This window comes from Marinobacterium mangrovicola, assembly GCF_004339595.1.
Classification (GTDB): Bacteria; Pseudomonadota; Gammaproteobacteria; order Pseudomonadales; family Balneatricaceae; genus Marinobacterium_D; species Marinobacterium_D mangrovicola.
Map to the genome: position 1 here is coordinate 57,923 of NZ_SMFU01000011.1, position 22,459 is coordinate 80,381.

Genomic DNA, 22,459 nt, shown 5'->3' on the forward strand with positions numbered 1-22,459 from the left:
GTTCTACTCGCGGGTGATCAGCTGGCCGGTGAAAAGTTGGCAAAGTCCCAGGAGCGTCCCGGCGCCACTTCGATCAGCTGGCGCGTGTACTCTGCTGACGGGTTGCCCAGCACATCGCTGGCGGGGCCGTACTCGACCACCTTGCCGCGCTGCATCACCAGTACGTCGTCACAGATCTGTGCGGCCACGCGCAGGTCGTGGGTGATAAACAGCACCGCGATACCGAGGCGCTCCTGAATGTCATCCAGCAGGGCCAGCACCTGTGCCTGCACCGATACGTCGAGGGCGGATACCGCCTCGTCCGCCACGATTACATCCGGCTCCATGGCCAGGGCACGGGCGATGGCGATGCGCTGGCGCTGACCACCGGAGAACTGATGCGGGAAGCGATCGATGGCATCTGCCGGCAGACCGACCAACTGCAGAAGCTCGGCGGCACGACCCAGGGCGGCTTCGCGCTGGGCGCCATAGTTCATCGGGCCTTCGATCAGGCTGTCGCCCACGGTGCGGCGCGGGTTAAGCGAGCGGTACGGATCCTGGAAGATCATCTGGATGCGGTGACGGTGCGGCTTCAGGCCCACGGCGGTGAGGCCGGAGATCTGCTGGCCGTCGACACGGATCACGCCGTCTGTGGGATCGATCAGACGCATGACACAGCGCGCCAGGGTGGACTTGCCGGAGCCGGACTCGCCAACGATGCCAAGGGTTCGGCCTTCGTACAGCTTGAAGCTGATGTTGTTGACCGCCTTGGTGCCGGCCTTGGGCTTCTTGAACCAGCTCAACAGGCTGCGCGGCGGCGCGTACTCTTTCACCAGCTCGGCCACATCCAGCACCAGGCGCGGGCCACGCAGCGCACGCGCTTCACGCGGCGTCAGGCTCGGCACCGCCGAGAGCAGATCACGGGTGTACTGCTTCTGCGGGTTGGAGAGGATCTGTTTGACCTCGCCCTGTTCCACGATCACACCGAAGTGCATGACACAGACGCGGTGAGCGATATCCGCCACCACACCCATATCGTGGGTGATAAACAGCACAGCGGTGCCGTGTTTCTCCTGCAGCTCACGGATCAGCTTGAGGATCTGGTGCTGGGTGGTCACATCCAGCGCCGTGGTTGGTTCATCGGCAATCAGCAGCTTGGGTTTCAGCAGCAGCGCCATGGCGATCATGATGCGCTGGCGCTGGCCACCGGAGAGCTGGTGCGGGTAGCTGTCGTACATCCGCTCGATATCCGGCAGGTGTACCTGTTCCAGCGCATCCAGCACCCTTTCGCGGCGTTTGTTGGCCGGCTCTGAGGTATGGCAGGCCAGCACTTCGTCGAGCTGTCGGCCCACGGTCAGCACCGGGTTCAGTGCCGTCATCGGCTCCTGGAAGATCATCGCCATGCGGCTGCCGCGCAGTTCGCTGATCCGCTTCGGAGAAGCCTGCAGCAGGTCTTCACCGTCCAGCAGGATGCGACCGCCGGCGGCGCGCAGGGCGCCCTGCGGTAGCAGGCCCATGGTGGTCAGTGAGGAGACCGATTTGCCGGAGCCACTCTCACCCACCAGGCAGAGCGTCTCGCCGGGCTGGATCTCAAAGGAGATGCCTTTGAGGATCTGTTTCGGATCTTTGGAGTCGGTTTCAACCACCAGGGAATCGACTTTCAGTACGGGATTTTCAGTGCTCATCAGCCTTCCCTCCGCTTCATTTTCGGATCCAGGGCATCGCGAGCGGCGTCACCAAGCAGGTTGACCGACAGGATGCAGAGTGACAGCAGCAGACCCGCCCAGAGAATCATCGAGGGGTTGAGCTGGAAGTAGATACGGCCCTCGGACATGATGTTGCCCCAGGTCGGTGTTTCAGAACTCAGGCCCACACCCAGGAACGACAGGGTCGCTTCGGTGAGGATGGCGGCGGCGCAGATATAGGTGCACTGCACGATCAGCGGCGCAAAGGTGTTCGGCATCAGGTGGCGCCAGAGGATGGTGCGGGTCGGTGTACCCATCAGCACCGCAGCTTCCACGAACGCCTCCTCACGGGTGGCCAGCACCTGGGAGCGCACCAGTCGCACGATCTGCGGGATCTCCGGCACCATAATCGCAACCATCAGCGTCCAGAGGTTGGCCGAGGTCAGCGATACGATGGCAATGGCGGCGAGGATGCCGGGGATCGCCATCAGGCCATCCATAAACCGCATCAGGATCGCGTCGAGAGTGCGGAAGTAACCGGTGAGCAGCCCCAGCGGCAAACCGATCAGGACGCAGAGGAAAGCCACGCCCAGGCCCACGGTGAGGGAGACCTGCGCGCCGTAAACCACACGGGAGAACAGGTCGCGGCCGTAGGCGTCGGTGCCGAGCAGATGTTCGGCGCTCATTCCCTGCAGGCGGTTGGCCGGTGAGAGTTCGACCGGATCATGGGTGGCGATCATTGGTGCGAAGATCGCCATCAGCACGATCAGCAGCAGGATGGTGGCCGCAATGATGGTGGCGGTTTTCGGGCGTACCCGGAACACCTTGCTCATCAGCTTGTGGATGCCGCGGCTCGCAGGCATCTCGGTGGAGACAGTCTGTGCGTGCATTAGTAACGGATCCTCGGGTCAGTGATGGCGTAGGACAGGTCGATCAACAGGTTGATGACCACGTAGAGGCCGGCCGTGAGCAGAATTAGCGCCTGGATCACCGGATAGTCGCGTGACAGCACCGCATCCACGATCAGGCGGCCAAGGCCCGGGATGTTGAACACGGTTTCGGTGACTACCACGCCGGAGACCATCAGCGCGAAACCGGCACCAACCACGGTGAGGATTGGCACGGCCGCGTTACGCAGGGCATGGCGGAACAGTACGATGCGCTGGCCCAGGCCCTTGGCGCGGGCGGTACGGATGTAGTCTTCGCCGAGTACTTCCAGCATGCTGGCGCGGGTCATACGGGCGATTAGGGCGATATAGACAGAAGAGAGCGTCATCGCCGGTAGAATCAGGCGGGAGATGAACTCGCCAATGCCTTCATCGATGCTGCGGTAACCCTGTACCGGCAGCCATTTCAATTCGATGGCGAACACCTGGATCAGGATGTAGCCGATGACGAAGACCGGTACCGAGAAGCCAACCACGGAGGTCGACATCACCAGGTTGTCGATCCACTTGCCCTGTTTCCAGGCAGCGATAACGCCCAGGGGCACAGCGACAATAACGGTCAATGTAATGGCGGCCAGAGCGAGACTGATGGTCGGCTCAAGGCGCTGGGAGATCATCGACATCACCGAAGTCTGAGAGATCAGTGAGGTGCCAAAGTCACCCTGAAGCAGGTTACCGATCCAGATAAAGAACTGGGTATGGAGCGGTTCGTTAAGGCCGAGGGCGGTACGGATATTATTGACCTGCTCGGCATCGGCCATTTCACCGGCGATGATGGTAGCGGGATCGCCCGGTGAAAGGCGCAGTAGTAAAAACACGGATAGTGCGACGACGAGCATGACGGGTATGGCGGCCAGCAGTCGACGGATAAAGTAACCAAGCATGGTTTATCCCCCGGATAGAGGTGAATCGGGATCGAGCACCCCGCCCGGGCGGGCGGGGCTTGTTACACAGTGTTGAAGCGAGGTTCCAAGCCTTAAGCTTAGTCCTCTTTCTTCATGCCCCAGAAGGCAGTCAGCGGGCCCTGAACGATGTCGGAGACATCATCGCGCCATGAGTTAACCAGTTTGAACTGACCCAGCGGGATGGTGTTGACCTCCTGCATGGCAAGCTTCTGCACGTCGATGACCTGCTGTGCTCGGGTGTCCGCATCGGTTGTTGCCGCATATTCTGCGCGCAGTTTTTCCATTTCCGGGATATCCGGCCAGCCGAAGTAGCTGCCGGTTTCACCGCTGGAGATCAGCAGCGGGTTAACCACCGGAGACCAGAGCGCATCGACGCTGTAGTTGGTGATGAACATGTTCCAACCGCCTTCGCTCGGCAGGTCCTTGCTGGCGCGCTGGCTGACAACGGTCTGCCAGTCCATCGGGCGCAGTTCAACCTCGAAGCCAGCCTTGCGCAGTGCCTGGGCAACAACGATCGGCTGCGGAGCGAGGGTGGCCACGTCGGTGGGCTGCAGAATCACTACCGGAGTGCCGTCGTAGCCGGCTTCTTCGAGCAGTTTCTTGGCTTCTTCCAGGTCGCCGCCAGAGGTCAGAGACTCACCGTCAACTTCGCTGGAGCGCGGGTGGTTGCAGCCGAATACGGAAGCGCAAAGTTCATAGAAGCGCGGATCGCCGATCATCGCCGCCATCACATCTTCCTGGCTGACGGCCAGCAGTGCGGCACGGCGGATGCGGGCATCGTTCAGCGGCGCGTGCAGGAAGTTCATACGTGCCACGGACATCCAACCCAGCGGGTCGTTTACGGCAGTGTGAACTTCAGGGTTGGCTTCCAGCAGCGGCATCAGATCGTAAGGAGTACGCTCGATGTAGTCGATATCGCCGCTGTTGATAGCGTTGATGGTGGTCTGTACGTCCGGCATGTTGATCCACTCGACGCGGTCCACATATACCTCTTTGCTACCGGAGGTGGCCTCTGGTGCTTCAGTACGGGGTACGTATTCATCGTACTTTTCGTAAACCACTTTGACGCCCGGCTGGAACTCGTCGGCGACAAACTTGAACGGGCCAGAGCCGATCTGGTTCGGCAGCGGCTCACCGTTAGGTACGCTGGCTACGGCTTCCGGCATCATGAAAGCCGGAACGGAAGAGGGCTTGGAGATCAGGCTGATCACTTCGCCGAACGGCTTGGCCAGCTTCAATTCGAAAGTTGTGTCATCAACAGCGGTGAGGCTCTCGGTGTTGGCCATCAGCAGCTTGCCGCCGGCATCGAAGGTGCCCCAGCGCTTCAGGGAAGCGATACAGTCAGCGGCGGTGACCGGCGTGCCATCGTGCCAGGTCAGGCCGTCGCGCAGGGAAAAGGTGTAGGTCATGCCATCTTCGGAGACTTCCCAGTCCGCCATCTGCGGCTGCGGAGCGTAGTCTTCGTCCAGACCCAGCAGGGTGTCGTAGATCATGTAGCCGTGGTTCTTGGTGATGGTTGCACTGCTGGCAACCGGATCAAGACCACGCAGCGCAGCGTGCATGACGGCACGTACGGTGGTGTCAGCCTGAACGTTAGCAGCGAAGGAAAGAGCGCTGGCCATGCCAGCGGCTGCCAGCATACCGAGTCCTGTCGAACGGCGGTTGAACTTCGGTTTCAACATCGTGTGGTACTCCTTAGCGGGTCTAATCTCAGGGGCATAACTTTATATAGGTCCGCACTGTTCTGTTGTCGTGCTTTGACCCTGTTGCATTCGATACTAACGCTGGCTTTTGGCATGCAGTTAGATGTATTTTTCGAATGAGGTATTGCCTTTTCGGCAATACCCTTCGGGGTGTGAAAGGATAGAGATATGAATGACCGGGCGCTAGTTGATAATGCGTTGCGATACTTTCTTGAGGTGGCTCGCCAGGGCTCAATCAATAAGGCTTCCAATGAGTTGCATGTGGCTCCCTCGGCGGTGAGCCGGCAGATAGCGCGGCTGGAGTCGGAGCTCGGTACCCAGTTGTTTGAGCGTCTGCCCACCGGTATGCGCCTGAGTCCTTCAGGTGAACTGCTGGCCGGTCACGCGCGCAAGGCGCGCCTGGAGGCGGCAAGGATTATCGATGAGATCACCGGCCTTGAGGGGATTCAGAAGGGGATGGTTCACATCGCCAGCATTGAAGGCCTGGCGAGCTATCTGCTGCCCCATGTGATCGGGGAGTTTCGCAAGAAGTATTGGGGGATTCACTTCGATCTGCAGATCTGTTCATCGGCGGAGGTGACGCGCCGGGTGCGTGAGGGTAATGCCGATATAGGGCTGGCGATCTCGCCGCCGCCTGAAAAGGATATCAAGGTGGAGAAGCGGATCATGGCGCCGATCTACGCGATCATGTCCAAGGATCATCCGCTGGCGTCGAAAAAACAGGTGACCCTGGCCCAGCTCAGCAGCTACCCACTGGCCCTGCCGACGCGCGATACCACCGTGCGTCAGCTATTCGATGTCAGCTGCAGCCGCCAGGGGCTGCTGATCGAGCCGGTGCTGGTGTGTAACTTTGTCAACTCGCTGATTCAGTTTGCTGCCTTTCAGGGTGGCGTCACACTGTTTGGTGAGGTGTCGATCCGTCATTTGAATGACGGCGCCGGGCTCAAGGCGCTGCCGATCAAGGACCGGGAGATGAGCGCCCGTACCATCGAGGTACAGACCATGGCCGGGCGAACCCTGCCGAAAGGGGTCGCCGCGTTTCTGGAACCCCTTTGTATGGCTTTGGAGTGAAATGAGTTAGCAGGTTGAGGCGTGTCAGTACGCCTTGCCACGGGCGCTTACAGGCCAGAGCGCTTCCACCTTGCCGTTGCGGACGCCCACGTACCAGTCGTGGATGTTGCAGGTGGGGTCACAGTGACCAGGGATCAGACGCAGGCGCTCGTTGATCTTCAGGACGTTGTGCGGATCCTCGATCTCGCCGTGCTCGTCGGAACATTTGACGTATTTCACATCTTCGCGCCCGAAGATCACCGGCAGGCCTGAGTCCACCGACTGCACCTTGAGACCGGCGTCGCAGACCGCTTTGGCGGCCTTGGCGTGGCTCATGATGCTGGTGAGAATAAACAGCGCGTTTTCCCACTCGCCCTGATCGATGCGACGGCCTTCCTGGTCCAGGTTGCGGCCGTAATCCGCGTCCATAAAGGCGTAGGAACCGCACTGAAGCTCGTTGTAAACGCCGGAGTTACTCTCCAGGTAGTAGGAGCCGGTGCCGCCGCCGGTGACCAGCGCAGGCTTGAGACCTGCGTCGGTCAGCGCGTCCACCACCCGCTTCGCCTTGGCCACGGCGATATCCAGTTTCTCCTTGCGCTCGGCATAGGTACGCAGGTGCTGCATGTCGCCCTGGTAGGCCTGGATGCCACCGAATTTCAGGTTATCGGCTGTGTCGATCGCCTGGGCTATCGCCACCGCCTGTTCCGGCGTATCCACGCCGCAGCGGCCGGCACCGCAGTCGATCTCCACCAGGCACTCCAGCTCTGTGCCTGCGGCTTGTGCCGCTGCCGATAGCTCGGCCACGTTAGCGATATCGTCGATGCAGACGCTGGTGCGTGCGCCAAGCTTCGGTATGTCAGCCAGACGTTTCAGCTTGAACGGATCGCGTACCTGGTTGGAGATCAGCACATCCTTGATACCGCCGCGGGCGAACACCTCGGCCTCGGAGACCTTCTGGCAGCAGACGCCATCGGCGCCGCCGAGCCTTTCCTGCAGCTTGGCTACATCCACCGATTTATGCATCTTGCCGTGGACCCGGTGGCGCATGCCGTGGGCTTTCACGTATTCACCCATTTTGATGATGTTGCGCTCCAGGGCGTCCAGATCGAGGATCAGACAGGGCGTCTGAATCTCGCTCTCGTCCATTCCGACCTGAGCCGGCAGATCAAAACCTACTTCCAGTGTCTGCGGATCAAGGCCCGTGACCATGCTGTGTACTCCAATGTCTTTTGTTGATGCTTATCGAATTCTGTCTGAGCGGCGGCCGGTTTTGTAACCGCTGGCGCTGATTTTTAACCGCTGGCGCCAATAGAACGATGATTAATTGATTAATTGAACGGTGTTCTATTAAGTAGTATCGTCAAAACGACCAAAAGGCAATCGTCTGCAGCGGGAAAACAGATTCTTGACCAGCAAACGCGATAAGAAAACAGGGCTGCGGGGCAGGGCGGCAACAGTGGGCCTGGACAAAGCGCAGATCGTCAATGCCGCCATAGAACAGATCGACCAGCGCGGCCTCGCGGCTTTCTCCATGCGTGAACTGGCCAGAACCCTGGGCGTATCGCCCGCCGTAATCTACTGGCATGTGGGCGGTCGGCAGGAAGATCTGTTCGCCGAAGTTTCTGCTGTGATCACCGCCGCACTGGCCGATGAGTTTGAGCCGGAGCAGAGCTGGCAGGAGCGCCTGCGGTCGGTGTTCCGACGCTATCGTCATCTGGTACATCAACACCCGAAGGTGGCGCCGTTGCTGGGGGCACAGATGAAGTCCAACGGTGTTGCCAACCTGGTCTGGGTGGAGACGGTGCTGGCCGCACTGGCGGAAGCGGGTTTTGCAGGCGAGAGTCTGCGCGATGCGTTCAATGTGCTGATCGGCGGTTTGTCCGGTTTTGTCACCATGGAGCTGGCGCCGCCACCGGCGGATGACTCCAGCGGTTGGCAGCAGACTTTCGCTGAACGGGTCGAAAGCATCGATGCCGAAAGCTTTCCCCATACCCACGCCGTGTTGCCGCTGATCAGTAACCGTATTTTCGTGTTGCGCTGGCAAAACGGTGCCGATGTTTCCTACGACAGCAGCTTCGAGCTGCTGCTCGATATCATTATCGATGGCCTGACGCTGCGGGCGCAGCAGCAGGGCGTTTCTCGTCGATAAGAGTCTTTCCACCAACTAACTTTTTATCTGGGAGCTGTGAATGTCCTCTGTATCTGCTTTGCCCTTTTCCAAGGTTCGCCGTATCGGCAATAACGTTTACCTCTCTGGCGAGATCGGCTTCAACCCGGACGGCTCCATCCCTGAAGGGATTGCGGCTCAGACCCGTAACTGTCTGAACCGTATCAGCGCCACTCTCGAGCTGGAAGGGCTGAGCCTGGCGAACGTCGCCTCCTGTACCTGCTACCTGACCCAGAAAGAGGATTTCGCCGAATTTAACCGCGTATACGCCGAATTTTTCCGCGATCCGCTGCCGGTTCGCACCACGGTGCAGACTGGCCTGATGATCGATGCGCTGGTTGAAATCACTGTCATTGCCCAGGACTAAAGAGCCCAGGACTGAATTGTCTGGGAAATAAAGACGGCGGGAGGCTGAAACGGATGTCAGAGATACTGGTTCTGGGTGCCGGTATGGTTGGTGTTTCCAGCGCGCTGGCGCTGCAGGCGCAGGGGCACCAGGTAGTGCTGGTGGACCGGCACAGCAGCTGTCGTGAAACCAGCTACGGCAATGCCGGTGTGATTCAGACCGAGGCAGCGGAGCCCTATGCGTTGCCCAGGACCCTGACGACCCTGTTCCGTTACGGCTGTGGCCTGAGTAACGACGTGCTCTGGCAGCCGAGTGCGCTAATGCGGATGATGCCCGCGCTCTGGCGTTACTTCCGTCACTCCGCTCCCGCAGAGCACGCCCGCATCAGCCGAATCTATTCCCAGCTCACCAGCAGGGCTGCCGAGGATCATGCGCCCCTGGTCGCTGCGGCCGGGGCGCAGTCGTTGATATTGACCGATGGCCTGTCGGAGGTTTATCGCCAGCAAAGCGGCTTTGAACGCGCGGCGAAGGAAGCGGAGCGTTTCAACGAACAGTACGGCGTTAGCTCCCGCATACTTGATGGCGCAACCTATCGTGCAGAGGAACCCGCGTTAAAGCAGGCCCCCGCCGGGGTGATCCACTGGAACGAAAGCTGGAGCTGCCGTGATCCCGGCGCACTGACCGATGCCTACCGCGAACTCTTTCTACAACGTGGTGGAAGCTATCGGCAGGGCGATGCGCAAACGCTGCAACAGTCTGCGAAAGGCTGGCGTGTGGAAGGCGAGGGCGGGTCGATAGAGACTGAGCAGGTAGTTATCGCCCTGGGCCCCTGGTCACCGCAACTGCTGCGCCGCTTCGGTTACCGTATTCCGATGATCTACAAACGTGGCTATCACGGCCATTTCGATGCGCCGGTGGTACTGAAACGCCCGTTCCTGGATGCCGATAACGGTGTGGTTGTGGCGTCGATGGAAAAGGGTATGCGAGTCACCTCAGGCGCGGCATTGGTCGCGCTGGATTCAAAAGCGCAACCGACCCAGCTGGAGCGTGGCGCCGAAGCTTTGCGCAGCCTGATGGACCTGGGCGAACGGATCGACGAACCCCAATGGTTTGGCACCCGCCCCTGTATGCCCGATATGCTGCCACTGGTTGGCGCGGCGCCGAACCACCAAGGCATGTGGTTCAACTTCGGCCACGGCCATCAGGGCTTCACCCTGGGACCCACCACCGGCCAACTGCTGGCCGAAATAATGGCTGGAGCAGACTCAGAAATAACCCGCGGACTGGCGCCTGCAGCGAGGCTATGATTGGATCGGGTTACTTTGGTCAACCATCTTCAGTGGGGCGGGTGTGCCAGGTTTGCTCTTTTGATCAGAGCGCTTAATTTCACTTTGGCTCCTAGTCGTCTAAGCGCACCAATCATCCCCTTCAGCGCAGCCGAGCATCGCAGGCTGAAAGAGAGAAACGGGATCGACTGTCTGAGCCGCGTAGCGGCGAGTTTGGAGATCACGCTCTTTCAGGCGAGAAGCACAGGGTAATCGGCGTAGCCGATCAAGCTGTCGGGGCGGTTTAGGATTGTTAAGGATCTTGGGCGCCCAAGATCCTTAACTCGCCAGCAGGCGAAACCTGCGCTTGAAAAATGCTGAGGTAAAGATGAAACCAGCATTAGTTGCGACTGGGCTTCATTCAAATAAACGATGCAGGGTAAAAACTATCCTTACTTCGCCGGCGGCTCATCCCGCAAGAAAATCCACTTATTCCCCTCAGACTGCTCCGGACTGAAGTAATAACCCTCCAGATCAAAGTTCTTCAGCGCCTCCGGATCGTCAATCCGGTTTTCAATGATGTAACGACTCATCAGGCCACGCGCCTTCTTGGCGTAGAAGCTGATGATCTTGTACTGACCGTTTTTCAGATCCTTGAAGTCCGGAGTGATAATCTCGCAATCCAGATTCTTCGGCTTAACCGACTTGTAGTACTCGTTGGAAGCCAGGTTTACCAGTACCGGGTTTTTCTGCTCGTTCAGTTCAGCCTGCAGTGATTCGGTGATGATGTTGCCCCAGAACTGGTAGAGGTTATCGCCACGCTTGTTTTTCAGCTTGGTGCCCATCTCCAGACGGTAAGGTTCCAGCAGGTCCAGCGGGCGCAGCACGCCATAGAGGCCGGACAGAATGCGCAGATGGTTCTGGGCGAACTCGAACTCTTCGGCGCTGAAGTTTTCCGCTTCCAGACCGGTGTAAACGTCACCCTTGAACGCCAGCACGGCGGGGCGGGCGTTATCCAGCGTGTGCTTGCGCTCCCAGCTTTCGTAGCGCGCCACGTTCAGGCTGGAGAGCTTGTCGCTCAGTTTCATCAGGTCGGCGATATCCTGCACGGCGAGGGTACGTAGCTGTTCGATCAGCTCGGCAGAGTGCTCCAGAAACCGCGGCTCGGTGTGCCTGTCGGTGGCCAGCGGGGTTTCATAATCCAGAGTTTTTGCGGGGGAGATCAGAGTCAGCATTGGAGTCGGGCCTGCAATCCTTGAGGTGAGTTAACCCGATGATACCCAACCTGACCGGTGGGAAAAAGGCGGCCGCTACCTCGTGAAGGAGCGGCGGTCTGTTGAAGTCTTGTTTAATGCCTGTCAATGCGCATTGCGCAGGCGAATATTGAGCTCGTCTACCACTTCGGCCCAGTCGGAGTCGGCCTGAATGGCGTCCTGTAAAAATGCGGCCTGGGAGTCGGTCCAGAAGGTCGCTTCATGCAGCGGAACCTCTTCACTGAACAGCCTGTGGGTCTCGATAAAACGGTCGATGGCCGCAGTGTCGCTGGGCAGGCCCAGCTGTTCGAACAGGGTATTCAACGTATGGCTACTGGTATCCATCATCTCTAAACCTCCTGTTTTCGATCTGTCGATTGCCGGCTTCTCGTCCGGCCTGATATAAGCGCTTTAAGTATGGATCCACAGCACGCCATGTCAAAAAGGCGAGGCGACCCCTCAGGCACGCTTACGCTGGAACCACTGTTGCCCGATCACACAGATTAGTGCGCCGATAACCACAAAGATTGAATTGAGCACAGCCGGTGACTCACCGAGGAGTGATATCAGAGCACCGGCAAACACGAGCCCGCCAAACATGCAGAACAGGGCAATTAGCAGGCTGTGCGTGATCTCGCCGGCAGAGCGCGCTTTACGGCGTTTCACCAGTATCGCTGCAGGGATCAGAAAGCCGGCCAGGGTGATCAATGAGGGGAGCAGTTCGGTCATTATTATTCTCGTTGCAGGTTAGCCTTGGAAAAGCGGTGAACAGGTGTATGCCTTGCTTCGATTTTTGTACCATCTTGTTGCATCTCAAGACAGCCTCCAAAGGTCGATATCGTGTATGATATCGCCCCTCATACGCGAAGGATCCAAAGAGTAAACGATGAGTAAAAAGACCGTACTGACTGGTATCACCACCTCGGGTACGCCGCACATCGGCAACTACCTGGGCGCGATCAAACCGGCCATCGAAGCAAGCGAGAACCCGAACTTCAACAGCTACTTCTTTCTGGCTGACTATCATGCGCTGATCAAATGCCATGACCCGGAGCGCGTGGCACGATCCACCCGCGAGATCGCCGCAACCTGGCTGGCGCTGGGGCTGGATACCGACAAGGCGACTTTTTACCGTCAGACCGACATTCGCGAAATCCCGGAGCTGACCTGGATTCTGACCTGCCAGACTTCCAAGGGACTGATGAACCGCGCCCACGCCTACAAGGCCGCCACCGACGCCAACCGCGACGCGGGGAGCGAAGATCTGGACGACGGTGTGACCATGGGTCTGTTCAGCTATCCGGTGCTGATGGCGGCGGATATCCTGATGTTTAACGCCGATATCATTCCGGTGGGCAAGGACCAGATCCAGCATATCGAGATGGCCCGTGATGTGGCTGGCCGTTTCAACCACGTCTACGAGCCGCTGTTCACCCTGCCGCAGGCACAGGTGGATGAAGAGACCCAGCTGATCCCGGGTCTTGATGGCCGCAAGATGTCCAAGAGCTACGACAACACCATTCCGCTGTTCTGCTCCAGCGATGAGTTGCGTAGCCTGATCAACAAGATCAAAACCGACCTGCGTGCGCCGGGTGAGCCGAAAGACCCGGACAGCAGCACCCTGTTCCAGCTCTACAGCCTGTTCGCGAATGAGAGCGAACGTGCCAACCTGCGCCGTCAGTATGAAGAGGGGATCGCCTGGGGTGACGCCAAGCGTGAACTGTTCGAGTTCCTTGATGCCAAGCTGACCGCGCCGCGTACCCGCTACAACGAGCTGATGAATGACATGGGCTACGTGGAAGAGGTGCTGCACAAGGGCGCAGAGAAAGCCCGCGCTTATGCGGCGCCTCTGCTGGAAAAAGTGCGTATCGCCGCCGGTATTCGTCCGCTGACTTACGTTCCTTCCGCCAGCGTTGATCAGGACGACAAGAAAAAAGAGAAGAGTGAAGAGGAGCTGGCCCGTATAGAAGAGGGCAAGCGTCGGGCTATTCTCAAGCAGGTTCAGCACCTGATCGACCGCGTTGTCGGCGCCGATGATAAGGGCGCGGCGGCGGTAGCCGTGGTGGAAGAGAAAACCGCCGAAGTGGAACAGCTAAAGAAGAAAGCCAGGCAGAAAGCTCAGAACGAACTGGATCTGCTCAAAGAGGAGCTGGCTGGCTACCTCTGATCCAGGCTTTGCCTGACGCTGAAAAGGGAGTGAGAGATGTACGATACGCTGATAAGTGTTGAGCAGTTGCAGTCGTTGGACGATCCGCTGATTCTTGATTGCCGTTTCGTACTCTCCACCTCGCCGGATGACCTCAGCGCCGGAGCCCGTGCCTTCGCCGCGGGCCATATCCCCGGCGCCCGCTATATGCATCTGGATGATGATTTTTCGTCATCGATCACGCCCGACTCCGGTCGCCATCCTCTGCCTGATCCGGGGCTGCTGCTCGCTAAACTGAAATCCCTAGGGCTTAGGTCCGGCCGTCAGGTGGTGCTCTACGATGACTCGGGTGCGGCGTTTGCTGCCCGTGGCTGGTGGTTGTTACGCTGGTTGGGCCATGCTGAGACTGCGGTACTGAACGGTGGCTGGAGTGCCTGGCTGGCAGCCAGTGGTGCTGTTGAAACAGGAGGTTCGGACCCAATCGTTACCGATGCTGAGGCTAGTGTTCAGGTCGACAGCGATGCGGTGGTCAGCGCGGATTCTTTGCAGCAGATGCTTTCCGATGAGGCCTTTCTGCTGGTGGATGCCCGTGCGCCGGAGCGCTTCCGTGGTGACGTTGAGCCCCTCGATCCCGTGGCCGGCCATGTGCCAGGCGCGGTCAATCAGCTGTTTACCGACAACCTCAAGGACGGTTGCTTCCTGCCGCAGGAAATCTTGCGTGAGCGCTGGCAGGTGCTGCTGGGTGAGCGTACACCCGAAGAGGTGGTGCATATGTGTGGCTCGGGTGTGACCGCCTGTGTGAACCAGCTGGCGATGGAGGCTGCAGGGCTCAAAGGTTCCCGCCTCTATGCCGGCTCCTGGAGCGAATGGATCCGCGATCCCGCCCGGCCCATAGCGACCGGCGACGACTCATAGCCAACTGCCTTCTGCAGCCTATTCCCGGGCGCCAATGCTGTCATTAAGCTACAAACGCTGTGCCGTTTTACCGCTGGTGCTCCCTATTTGTTGTTTAAATTTCATCCCAAGTATCTATTGACCCAGGTTAACACCGTTGTCATCCCCTTTGGGTAGGCTATACTTGTGTAAATAAACTACAAAAATAAACTGCTGGGGGTGTCACATGGAAATGCAACAGCGTGTAAAGACCATCGCTATTCTGGGTGTCGATGGCGATAACTACGAGGTGGGCGGTGTTTATGTCGGTGAAGAGCGCAAGCCTTCCTGGTATACGCTGACCAAGTCGGACGACCGTAGCGTTCGTTTTGAAAAGCTCGATGCCTTCCCGAGCCATGAGCAGATTCGTGAAATGATTCACTGAGTGCGGGCTCGCATGAAAAAAGCCGCGATGATTCGCGGCTTTTTTGTGTCTGCACGGGGGGCGTCGCTCTTACTGAACGGTTTCGTTCTCGGTGAACATACCGGCGAACAGCGGAGAAGAGAGGTAGCGCTCGCCGGAGTCTGGCAGAATCACCACGATGTTCTTGTCCTTGTTCTCCGGCTTGGCAGCGATACGCAGGGCGGCCGCAGTTGCCGCGCCGCAGGAGATACCGGCCAGAATACCTTCTTTCTGCATAATGTCGCGGGCAGTTTCCATCGCTTCGTCATTGCTGACCTGTTCGATGGCATCCACCAGCTCCAGGTCCAGGTTTTTCGGCACAAAGCCTGCGCCTATCCCCTGGATCTTGTGCGGAGCCGGTTTCACCTCATCACCGTTAACGGTCTGGGTGATTACCGGTGAATCGGTCGGCTCTACCGCGATAGAGGTGATCGCCTTGCCCTGGGTCTTCTTGATGTAACGGGAGACGCCGGTGATGGTGCCGCCGGTACCGACGCCAGCCACCAGGATGTCGATCTGGCCATCGGTATCTTTCCAGATCTCGGGGCCGGTGGTCTTTTCGTGGATCTCCGGGTTAGCCGGATTCTCGAACTGCTGCAGCATCAGGAACTGGTCCGGGTTGCCATCGACCAGCTCCTTGGCTTTTTCGATAGCACCTTTCATACCCTTGGCCGGTTCGGTCAGGTGAATATCGGCACCCAGTGCCTTCATCAGCTTGCGACGCTCCAGGGACATGGAGGAGGGCATGGTGAGGATCAGCTTGTAACCTTTGGCGGCGGCGACGAAGGCCAGGCCTATACCGGTGTTGCCGCTGGTGGGCTCAACCAGGGTCATGCCTTCCTTCAGCTTTCCGCTGGCTTCGGCGGCGTTGATCATGCTGGCGCCGATACGGCATTTTACGGAGCCTGCCGGGTTGCGCGATTCCAGTTTTGCGTAAAGGTTGCCGGCGGGCCAGAGGTGCTTCAGACGCACCAGAGGAGTGTTGCCGATTGTCTGTGAATTATCGTCGTAGATGTTCATAGCTCTCCTGTTCCTTGAAGCCGGTTTGCGCTAACCGGTTTGCCCTAGTTAGACGCCAGGTCTATTGCCTGGAATAGTTGGAACCGCACCGGAATCGATTCGTTCAGATATTCCGGTTTACAGGCCAACAGTGTAACCAATCTGGCGCGGTTTGCTCATACAGTCTTTGAATAAGGTTATAAAAAATAGAGTTCATATAATCTAAGGAGTTCACGCTTTTAGAGTTCAGCATGCTCCTGTAGATTGACCTTTTTCAGCTTTCTCCCCGACCAACATGGAGTTCCGATGCGGACGTTGATGCGGTGGTTATCGCCGGTTATTTTCTGGATCGCCTTTGCCATCTTCCGAAGTCCTTTATTCAAGCGGGCGCGCTGGCGTCACACCCTGGCGATGAAGCTGTTCCGCGTTGCCGCGGAAAGCGGCAGTGTCAGGGCGCTTTCAGTTTATGGCCATCTACTGCATTTTCGCGGCGAGGATCTCGCCAGTCGTATCCAGGGCGCTATCTATCTGCAGCGAGCGGCAGAAAAAGGAGATATCAAGGCGCTGTATCAGATGGGTCGGATTCATGAGTCCGGCTTTGAACACTACTTTCCGGTAAAACCCGCTGAAAGCCTTTGCTGTTACCGGGCCGCCGCCGAGCAGGGGCATCCGCTGGCGCTGAAGCGGATGTGTGCGGTTTATGAAGAGGGTGGTTTGGGTGAAGCCGCGGATTCGGCCAGGGCGGAACACTGGCGGGCGCTGCAGGAACGCAGCTCGCCCGCCTGATCATGCTTGAGTGGGAAAATCTTAGTTACGCAGCAGTCTTACGCTGTACTCCAGTATCTTCTCACCCCCGGCGGGGATATCCAGGGTCCAGGACTGAATAGCTCCGATATCTTCGCCACGTTCGCTGCTGGCCAGCATGATGCGAGGCTGATTGAAAATAGCGCGGTAATCCAGCGTGCGGTCTTCTTTGCCGCTATTGCGGATGCTGACTTTGTAGCCGACCACCGTATTGGCCCCCTGGCGCTGAAACTCGGTTTGCTCCGTTTCTACGGTCAGGTCAAAGGCTTCGCCCAGCGTCAGCGTCACCTCTTCACCGGCGGCGGTGTCACCTAGCTGCTGACCACCCACGTAGGTGAGGCCGCGATTTTCCACTTCTCTGTAGACGCGTGCAGAGCCCCCAGGCAGAGGTACATCGGCTGTCTCATCGTTGGGTAGAGTAAAACTGATATCGTGACGCGGATGTCCGACCTGGGATTGGGCCTGTGCGCCACCGTAGACAGATTGATCAAACCGGTAGTCGCTGCTCAATGCCATCTCGATGGGAGCCTGTAGCGGTACGCTGATGCTGGCGCCCTGTTTGAGGCTGACCGGTTCCGGCAGGGGGTAGAGCTGATAGTCCTGGGTTGTTTCCCGGTTTGGAGCCGCGTCAGCGGCGCCCATTTCCAGCTTGGCAGCCATGGCGTAAACCGGTACCCGGCCGTTGTTAGGCTGGTTGACCTTGCCCGCCAGCAGGCGCACCTCGGCGGCTTCCAGGTCGGTGCCGCTGTTATTGGTCAGCGTTGCGCGTCCTTCCAGCCGAATCTGTTTGCCTGCGGACAGAATCTCAAGTTGATAACCGGCTTGCCAGCTCAATCCGTTGGCTAGATAGCTCAGCTCGAGCTGATTGCCCGGTTCGCCGCTGCCCATCAGCGATAGCTGTGCACCGGAGGTGGGTTGGTCGGTGCCGGGAATGCGGATGCGCCAGGGACCGGTAAAGGGAATAAATTCAGTGGCGCCGTTATCAGCGACCTGAATGCCTGAGCCCTCAACAAACAGCAGTGTCACCTGGCGTGGATCGGTGGCGCCATCCTGGTGGATCAGCTCTATTTCTTCACCCTGCAGATCCTGCAGACGCTGGCTGAAGCCGGGGTTGGAACCACCCAGTTCGATGCGACGCAGGGGGCCGATACCGGTAGCGAAAATAGAGTCGGGCTGGAGCCGGTTGCTGATATCGTCCAGGCGGATTTCGGCAGCGGTGGTGTCGAGAGTCAGCGGGTAGATTTCATTGAACAGCGCCAGATCCTGCTGGTAGATGGTCAGGATACGGCTGCTGCGATCTTCGGCATCCAGCACAAGATCAGGGGCTGCCAGCGCGCCCTGGCTGAGCAGCGCCAGACCCAGCGGGGCAAGGCTGAAAGGGATGAAATGCTTGGGCTTGGGGTGGAACATACTATCTCCTTGTACGCTGTCTGGAGACGCTATGAACCGTGCGATAGGTCTCCAGCGTCAGGGGGAGGCCGGCAGGTCAAGAGCGACCCGGAATCCCCAGCTGTTGCGACTAGTGGCCGGCGGGTGGCGGTAGCGGCTGGCGGAACGGATCACCCGGGGAATATCAAACCAGGAGCCGCCACGCATAACGCGCTGGTCACAGCCGGATGACTGATGGGCAGTGCCGTTTGTCGGGGTACTGTTGTACCTCGGCAGATAGCAGTCGGCCACCCATTCATCCACGTTGCCATTCATATCATGGATACCCCAGGGGTTGGCGGGGGTGCTGCCAACCGGCGATGGCTGGGTCGCGTCCCACTGAGTTCCACATCCATCACAGACCGCCATCTCGGGTGTGAGTTCATCTCCCCACCAGTAGATGGTCTCGGTACCGGCACGGGCAACGTACTCCCACTCAGCCTCGGTGGGCAGGCGATAGGGCTGGCCGGTAATCTCAGTAAGCCAGCGGGCGTAGGCATTGGCGTCGTTCCAGCTCACATTCACCACCGGCAGTTCGCCGCGCCCCCAGCCCTCATCGGCTGGCAGGGAGCGGCCGGTGGCTTCGGCAAACTGGTCGTATTCGGCAAAGGTGACCTCATGGCGGCTGAAGGCGAAGCTGGTGCTGAGAACCACCTCATGCACCGGGTATTCGTTGTCGTCGCCCTGGCCGTGCAGATCGCCCATCTGGAAGCGCCCTTTGGGGATCACCACCATCTGCGGAGCAAAGCCGCCGCCATCCCATTCATCACGGAACACGGTGAGGTTATCGGCGGGTTTGTCGGCGTTGCGCAGCGCTTCTGCTGACTCGACAACGGGGCCGGAGGCGTCTTCGAGTGTCAGATTTTGACTATTTGTTGGATCATCTTTGTCAGATTCTGTCGCTGCAGACTCTGTTTGGGCGCTTTGCTCGAGGTTCTGATAGCTCGCCTGAAGTTGCTGTAACTCTTCTCTGAGCTGCTGGTTTTCCGCTGCCAGTGGGGCGGTGACACCGGCGAGGGTGTCAGCGTCCGGCGCGTCATCGGGCGAGAGCAGGTAACCGAACACAAAGCCGGCTGCGAACAGTCCTGCGCCCAGGGCTGCGGGTTTGCTCCACGGCGGCAGAGCCGGTAAACGGGGCAGGCTAAAGCGCCTGTTTTTTTCGGAGCTGTCTTTGGTGGTAACGTCATCCGCCGTTTCGGGCAGCTCTGCCTCTTCGCTGATCTCCGGCTCGGCCGGTTTTTCCGGTTCCGGCTGGTAGAGCTGGCGAACCAGTTCCAGCGGACTTTTCGGCCGTACTTCCGGATCTTCGTCCAAAGCGGTTTTCAGTACCCGCCACTGATCTTTGGATAGCCCGGAGGGGGCTTTCAGCTCCCGTTCACGACTGCTTTCGTCTTCAGCGGCGGTAAAGGCCGGCCGGCCGGCGTATAGCTGGTAGACCAGGCAGGCGAGTGCGTAGACATCTTCGGTGTTTGTCAGCGGGTAGGGATGAAAGGCTTCGGGGGACTGCCAGGCGGGGTAGCTCAGCGGTTGCGGCAGTTTAGCGTTGATCGGATCGATTAGCTCACGCCAGCCGAACCCCATCACGCGCACGCCGTTGCTGCGGTTGACGTAGATAAGCTCGGGGCAGAGCGTGGCGTGGGAATTGCCGCTCTGGCGCAGCGCGCCCTCAAGTGTGCTGCCCACCTGGGTCACCAGGCCCTGCTTCTGCTTATCCTTGAGCTTACGAGCGCTGCCGGAGCCGAACATGCCGGCCAGCGTCAGCCCGTCCATCGCTTCCCAGGAAGCAAACAGTAGGCCGCGCCAGGCGAACAGGCCGTAGCAGCGGGCAGCATGCTTGTCCTTCAGGTTGCGGTTCTGGTTCAGCAGAGTGCGGAATTTATCGCCAAACCCTGACTGGGCCAGCAGGGATGCATCGAGGAAGAGCAGGTTAACCGGGGTCGGCTGGGTGGTGGACAGATCGTCCGCCTCCCAGAACGAGCCCAGGGCATGGGGCGCCTGAAGGTTTTTCAGTCGAAACCTGTGGTGATCCGGCCCCAGTACCTGTTCAGGCTTCAGGGATGCCAGAAGAGAGGCGGTCGCGTTGTCCATAACCTGTGTTCCTGAGCAGACTGAACCTGATTAGCTGAACCTGTTGACTAGTGCCTCAGCCGGAGGTGTCCAGCGCCGGGAACTGCTTCACCAGTTCATCGATCGCTTTCATCTGGGCCAGGTACGGCTCCAGTTTATCCAGCGGCAGAGCGCAGGGGCCGTCGCACTTGGCTTCGGCGGGGTTCGGGTGTGCTTCCAGGAACAGACCAGCGATGCCCTGAGAAAGACCGGCACGGGACAGCTGGGCCACCAGTGCACGACGGCCATCAGCGGAGTCGGAGCGACCACCCGGCATCTGCAGAGCGTGGGTGGCGTCGAACATCACCGGGTAGCCGAACTCTTTCATCACGCTGAAGCCGAGCATGTCGACCACCAGGTTGTTGTAGCCAAAGCTGGTACCGCGTTCGCACAGGATCAGTCGGTCGTTGCCGGCTTCCTTGCACTTATGCAGGATGTGGCGCATCTCCTGGGGAGCCAGGAACTGAGCCTTCTTGATATTGATGGCGGCACCGGTTTCCGCCATCGCCACGACCAGGTCGGTCTGGCGGGAGAGGAACGCGGGCAACTGAATGATATCGCACACTTCGGCCACCGGTGCCGCCTGGTAAGGCTCGTGCACATCGGTGATCAGCGGGACGTTGAAGGTGGATTTCACCTCTTCGAGAATTTTCAGACCCTCTTCCATGCCGGGGCCGCGGAAGGAGTTCAGGGAGGAGCGGTTAGCCTTGTCGAAGGATGCCTTGAAGACGTAAGGGATCTTCAGCTTATTGGTGACTTCGACATAGTGCTCGGCGATTTTCATCGCCAGATCGCGCGATTCCAGCACGTTCATGCCGCCGAAAAGAACCATGGGCTGATCGTTGCCGATGGCGATATCGCCTACCTGTACCACTTTTTGTTGCATGTCCTACACTCAGTTGGTTGACGTCGACTGCCCATTATAGGCCATCTGTCGGGAAATGAGCGGCGAATTTCTCGATCCACTCCAGTGCAGCTCCCTGCTGGCCGGGATGGTTTCGCGATGGATGGGTGCGACGGTAGTCTTCGATATGACAGAGCTGTTCCAGCATTCGGATCTTGTAGAGATCATCGGAGCTGTGGAAGGCAACGCCGACCTGGTAGCCCCCGCTATGGGCACGGCACCAGGCGATTTCACCCTCGATGCACAGATCTGGCGCCTGTTTCGGCGCTGCAATAGTGACGCGTCCACCGGTGTGAAATGGCTTGTCGGTGTTACAGATAAGGCCCAGTGGTAGCGGTGGAGTGGCGCAGGACTGCTTATGCAGGGGCGTCAGCTCCAGGCTGATGTTTGCCGGGTGTTGCATATAGTGTACAGGGTTGCGGTTTGAGGTCATCGCTTGCCGCCTCTCTGGCTGTCAGGTTCCTCAACGGCTGACGTGGGCTCTGGCTCAGACCGGGGTCGTCAACAGCAGCTCAAGTCCTATCCAGAATGCAAGCAAAGCACATGCCATAAAACCACCCAGCTGCCAGCGGAACCGCTTCAGCAGGCCATCTTCATCGTGTGTGGTCAGCAGAAACGGCTGACCCTGCTCATTAGGGTCCCCCAACACATGCAGGGTGGGGCGCTTGTCCATCTCCCGCTGCTGTAGTTTGGCCTGCTTGATCGCCTCTTTGCGCGCCTCTTTCCACTCCTGCTGATCGATCTTGCCGTCGCCATCGGCATCAAAGCGGCCAATCAATGCCGCCTGGTCCGCTTTCCAGTCGCGCAGGATCTCGGTACTGGCGGCTTTCAGGTCCAGGCGCTCACGGCCGCCGCCGACGCTACGAAAGGCACCGAGGGTGAAGACGCGCTCATGTTCAAAGATAAGTTCTTCGGTGTAGCGGTAGCGACCGCCGCCAACGCTGCCGACGATCTTGGCGCTGTACTGCTGGAATGAGGTAGTTGAAAGCACCGGTCCCGGCATCTCGCTGCTGCCGAACCAGACCTTTTTATGCTGGGTACTGGCATGGGCGCCTTCCGGGTCGATCAGGCAGGTGCCGGTGCCATCATTGATCTGGAACCACTGGGTCGAGGTTTCCCGGCGTACCGAACGCCAGCGACCTCCCTTATTGTTGCTGTTGCGCTGGTAACGGTCGATTTTAATGCGATACCAGACGCAGGGGCGACCGGATAGCGGCGAGCGCAGCTGGCCGCCCTCACCGGCGATCACCTGGCCGCTGATCTCCACATAACCCTGGGGTGCAGAGCGGATCAGGGCGGTAGGGGTGTCGGCGATCAAACGGTAATGGCTGAAGCGGCGAAACCCGAAAAACACACAGACAAGAAAACCGATAACGCAGAACAGCAGGCCAAACAGCCGTTCCTGAGAATCGACATCCAGATCAAGCAGCATAGCG

General features: G+C 59.0%; 22 protein-coding genes. 8 read left to right on the plus strand and 14 right to left on the minus strand.

What is annotated here, in order from left to right; all coding sequences use genetic code 11:
• Positions 1 to 17: 17 nt before the first annotated feature.
• From CLV83_RS17315 to CLV83_RS17330, 4 genes are all read right to left on the minus strand, one after another.
• Entirely contained in the window at positions 18 to 1,664 is a 1,647-nt protein-coding gene (locus CLV83_RS17315) for an ABC transporter ATP-binding protein (RefSeq protein WP_132295426.1), read from the minus strand.
• Positions 1,664 to 2,554 (minus strand): ABC transporter permease, encoded by an 891-nt coding sequence (locus tag CLV83_RS17320; protein WP_207894931.1) that lies wholly within the window; start codon positions 2,552 to 2,554, stop codon positions 1,664 to 1,666. Before CLV83_RS17320 ends, CLV83_RS17315 begins: the two co-directional genes overlap by 1 nt.
• Positions 2,554 to 3,495: an ABC transporter permease gene (locus CLV83_RS17325; protein WP_132295429.1), complete on the minus strand. Its 942-nt coding sequence runs from the start codon at positions 3,493 to 3,495 to the stop codon at positions 2,554 to 2,556. The genes CLV83_RS17320 and CLV83_RS17325 overlap by 1 nt, the downstream gene beginning before the upstream one ends.
• Positions 3,496 to 3,593: 98 nt before the next feature.
• Entirely contained in the window at positions 3,594 to 5,198 is a 1,605-nt protein-coding gene (locus CLV83_RS17330) for an ABC transporter substrate-binding protein (RefSeq protein WP_207894932.1), read from the minus strand.
• Between the two features lie 189 nt (positions 5,199 to 5,387).
• Here CLV83_RS17330 and CLV83_RS17335 point away from each other — a divergent pair, with 189 nt between their 5' ends.
• Positions 5,388 to 6,290, plus strand: coding sequence for a LysR family transcriptional regulator (locus tag CLV83_RS17335; protein WP_132295432.1), 903 nt, complete (start codon positions 5,388 to 5,390; stop codon positions 6,288 to 6,290).
• A gap of 24 nt (positions 6,291 to 6,314) precedes the next feature.
• On the opposite strand, the gene bhcC is transcribed toward CLV83_RS17335, so the two are convergent.
• Positions 6,315 to 7,478, minus strand: a complete 1,164-nt coding sequence (gene bhcC / locus CLV83_RS17340) for a 3-hydroxy-D-aspartate aldolase BhcC (protein WP_132295435.1) — start codon at positions 7,476 to 7,478, stop codon at positions 6,315 to 6,317.
• Positions 7,479 to 7,674: 196 nt separating this feature from the next.
• On the opposite strand from bhcC, the gene CLV83_RS17345 reads away from it, so the two are divergent.
• Genes CLV83_RS17345 through CLV83_RS17355 form a run of 3 tightly spaced genes read left to right on the plus strand, consistent with a single transcriptional unit; the run spans position 7,675 to position 10,089 of the window.
• Positions 7,675 to 8,418, plus strand: coding sequence for a TetR/AcrR family transcriptional regulator (locus CLV83_RS17345; protein ID WP_132295438.1), 744 nt, complete (start codon positions 7,675 to 7,677; stop codon positions 8,416 to 8,418).
• A gap of 40 nt (positions 8,419 to 8,458) precedes the next feature.
• The gene (locus tag CLV83_RS17350) at positions 8,459 to 8,803 is read left to right on the plus strand and encodes a RidA family protein (protein ID WP_132295441.1); all 345 of its coding nucleotides are present in this window, start codon (positions 8,459 to 8,461) and stop codon (positions 8,801 to 8,803) included.
• Positions 8,804 to 8,856: 53 nt separating this feature from the next.
• Positions 8,857 to 10,089: an NAD(P)/FAD-dependent oxidoreductase gene (locus CLV83_RS17355; protein WP_132295444.1), complete on the plus strand. Its 1,233-nt coding sequence runs from the start codon at positions 8,857 to 8,859 to the stop codon at positions 10,087 to 10,089.
• A 410-nt stretch (positions 10,090 to 10,499) separates the two neighbouring features.
• Here the strand turns inward: CLV83_RS17355 and yaaA are convergent, their stop codons facing one another.
• From yaaA to CLV83_RS17370, 3 genes are all read right to left on the minus strand, one after another.
• Positions 10,500 to 11,282 carry a peroxide stress protein YaaA gene (yaaA, locus tag CLV83_RS17360; protein WP_132295447.1) on the minus strand — a complete coding sequence of 261 codons (783 nt, stop codon included), beginning with the start codon at positions 11,280 to 11,282 and terminating at the stop codon, positions 10,500 to 10,502.
• A 123-nt stretch (positions 11,283 to 11,405) separates the two neighbouring features.
• Positions 11,406 to 11,648, minus strand: a complete 243-nt coding sequence (locus CLV83_RS17365; RefSeq protein ID WP_341540386.1) for a DUF2789 domain-containing protein — start codon at positions 11,646 to 11,648, stop codon at positions 11,406 to 11,408.
• A 111-nt stretch (positions 11,649 to 11,759) separates the two neighbouring features.
• Positions 11,760 to 12,029 carry a hypothetical protein gene (locus tag CLV83_RS17370; RefSeq protein WP_132295450.1) on the minus strand — a complete coding sequence of 90 codons (270 nt, stop codon included), beginning with the start codon at positions 12,027 to 12,029 and terminating at the stop codon, positions 11,760 to 11,762.
• A 157-nt stretch (positions 12,030 to 12,186) separates the two neighbouring features.
• Here CLV83_RS17370 and CLV83_RS17375 point away from each other — a divergent pair, with 157 nt between their 5' ends.
• The 3 genes from CLV83_RS17375 to CLV83_RS17385 all read left to right on the plus strand — a co-directional run bounded on the left by CLV83_RS17375 (position 12,187) and on the right by CLV83_RS17385 (position 14,764).
• Positions 12,187 to 13,467 carry a tryptophan--tRNA ligase gene (locus CLV83_RS17375; protein ID WP_132295453.1) on the plus strand — a complete coding sequence of 427 codons (1,281 nt, stop codon included), beginning with the start codon at positions 12,187 to 12,189 and terminating at the stop codon, positions 13,465 to 13,467.
• A gap of 36 nt (positions 13,468 to 13,503) precedes the next feature.
• Complete coding sequence (locus tag CLV83_RS17380) at positions 13,504 to 14,361, plus strand: sulfurtransferase (RefSeq protein ID WP_132295456.1); 858 nt, start codon at positions 13,504 to 13,506, stop codon at positions 14,359 to 14,361.
• Positions 14,362 to 14,566: 205 nt separating this feature from the next.
• Positions 14,567 to 14,764 carry a hypothetical protein gene (locus CLV83_RS17385; RefSeq protein ID WP_104004104.1) on the plus strand — a complete coding sequence of 66 codons (198 nt, stop codon included), beginning with the start codon at positions 14,567 to 14,569 and terminating at the stop codon, positions 14,762 to 14,764.
• 69 nt (positions 14,765 to 14,833) lie between these two features.
• On the opposite strand, the gene cysK is transcribed toward CLV83_RS17385, so the two are convergent.
• A complete protein-coding gene (gene cysK, locus CLV83_RS17390; protein ID WP_132295459.1) occupies positions 14,834 to 15,802 on the minus strand; it encodes a cysteine synthase A in 969 nt (322 codons plus the stop codon).
• Positions 15,803 to 16,087: 285 nt separating this feature from the next.
• Between cysK and CLV83_RS17395 the strand changes: the two genes are divergently transcribed.
• Positions 16,088 to 16,567 (plus strand): tetratricopeptide repeat protein, encoded by a 480-nt coding sequence (locus CLV83_RS17395; RefSeq protein ID WP_132295462.1) that lies wholly within the window; start codon positions 16,088 to 16,090, stop codon positions 16,565 to 16,567.
• A gap of 21 nt (positions 16,568 to 16,588) precedes the next feature.
• On the opposite strand, the gene CLV83_RS17400 is transcribed toward CLV83_RS17395, so the two are convergent.
• From CLV83_RS17400 to CLV83_RS17420, 5 genes are read right to left on the minus strand one after another with little or no spacing between them, the layout of a single operon-like run.
• Positions 16,589 to 17,995: a DUF4139 domain-containing protein gene (locus CLV83_RS17400; protein ID WP_132295465.1), complete on the minus strand. Its 1,407-nt coding sequence runs from the start codon at positions 17,993 to 17,995 to the stop codon at positions 16,589 to 16,591.
• A 57-nt stretch (positions 17,996 to 18,052) separates the two neighbouring features.
• A complete protein-coding gene (locus tag CLV83_RS17405) occupies positions 18,053 to 20,101 on the minus strand; it encodes an SUMF1/EgtB/PvdO family nonheme iron enzyme (RefSeq protein ID WP_132295468.1) in 2,049 nt (682 codons plus the stop codon).
• A gap of 55 nt (positions 20,102 to 20,156) precedes the next feature.
• Positions 20,157 to 21,005 (minus strand): 3-deoxy-8-phosphooctulonate synthase, encoded by an 849-nt coding sequence (gene kdsA, locus CLV83_RS17410; RefSeq protein ID WP_132295471.1) that lies wholly within the window; start codon positions 21,003 to 21,005, stop codon positions 20,157 to 20,159.
• 34 nt (positions 21,006 to 21,039) lie between these two features.
• Positions 21,040 to 21,456, minus strand: coding sequence for a PilZ domain-containing protein (locus CLV83_RS17415; RefSeq protein WP_132295474.1), 417 nt, complete (start codon positions 21,454 to 21,456; stop codon positions 21,040 to 21,042).
• Between the two features lie 54 nt (positions 21,457 to 21,510).
• Positions 21,511 to 22,455, minus strand: a complete 945-nt coding sequence (locus CLV83_RS17420) for a GIDE domain-containing protein (protein ID WP_132295477.1) — start codon at positions 22,453 to 22,455, stop codon at positions 21,511 to 21,513.
• Positions 22,456 to 22,459: the final 4 nt, after the last annotated feature.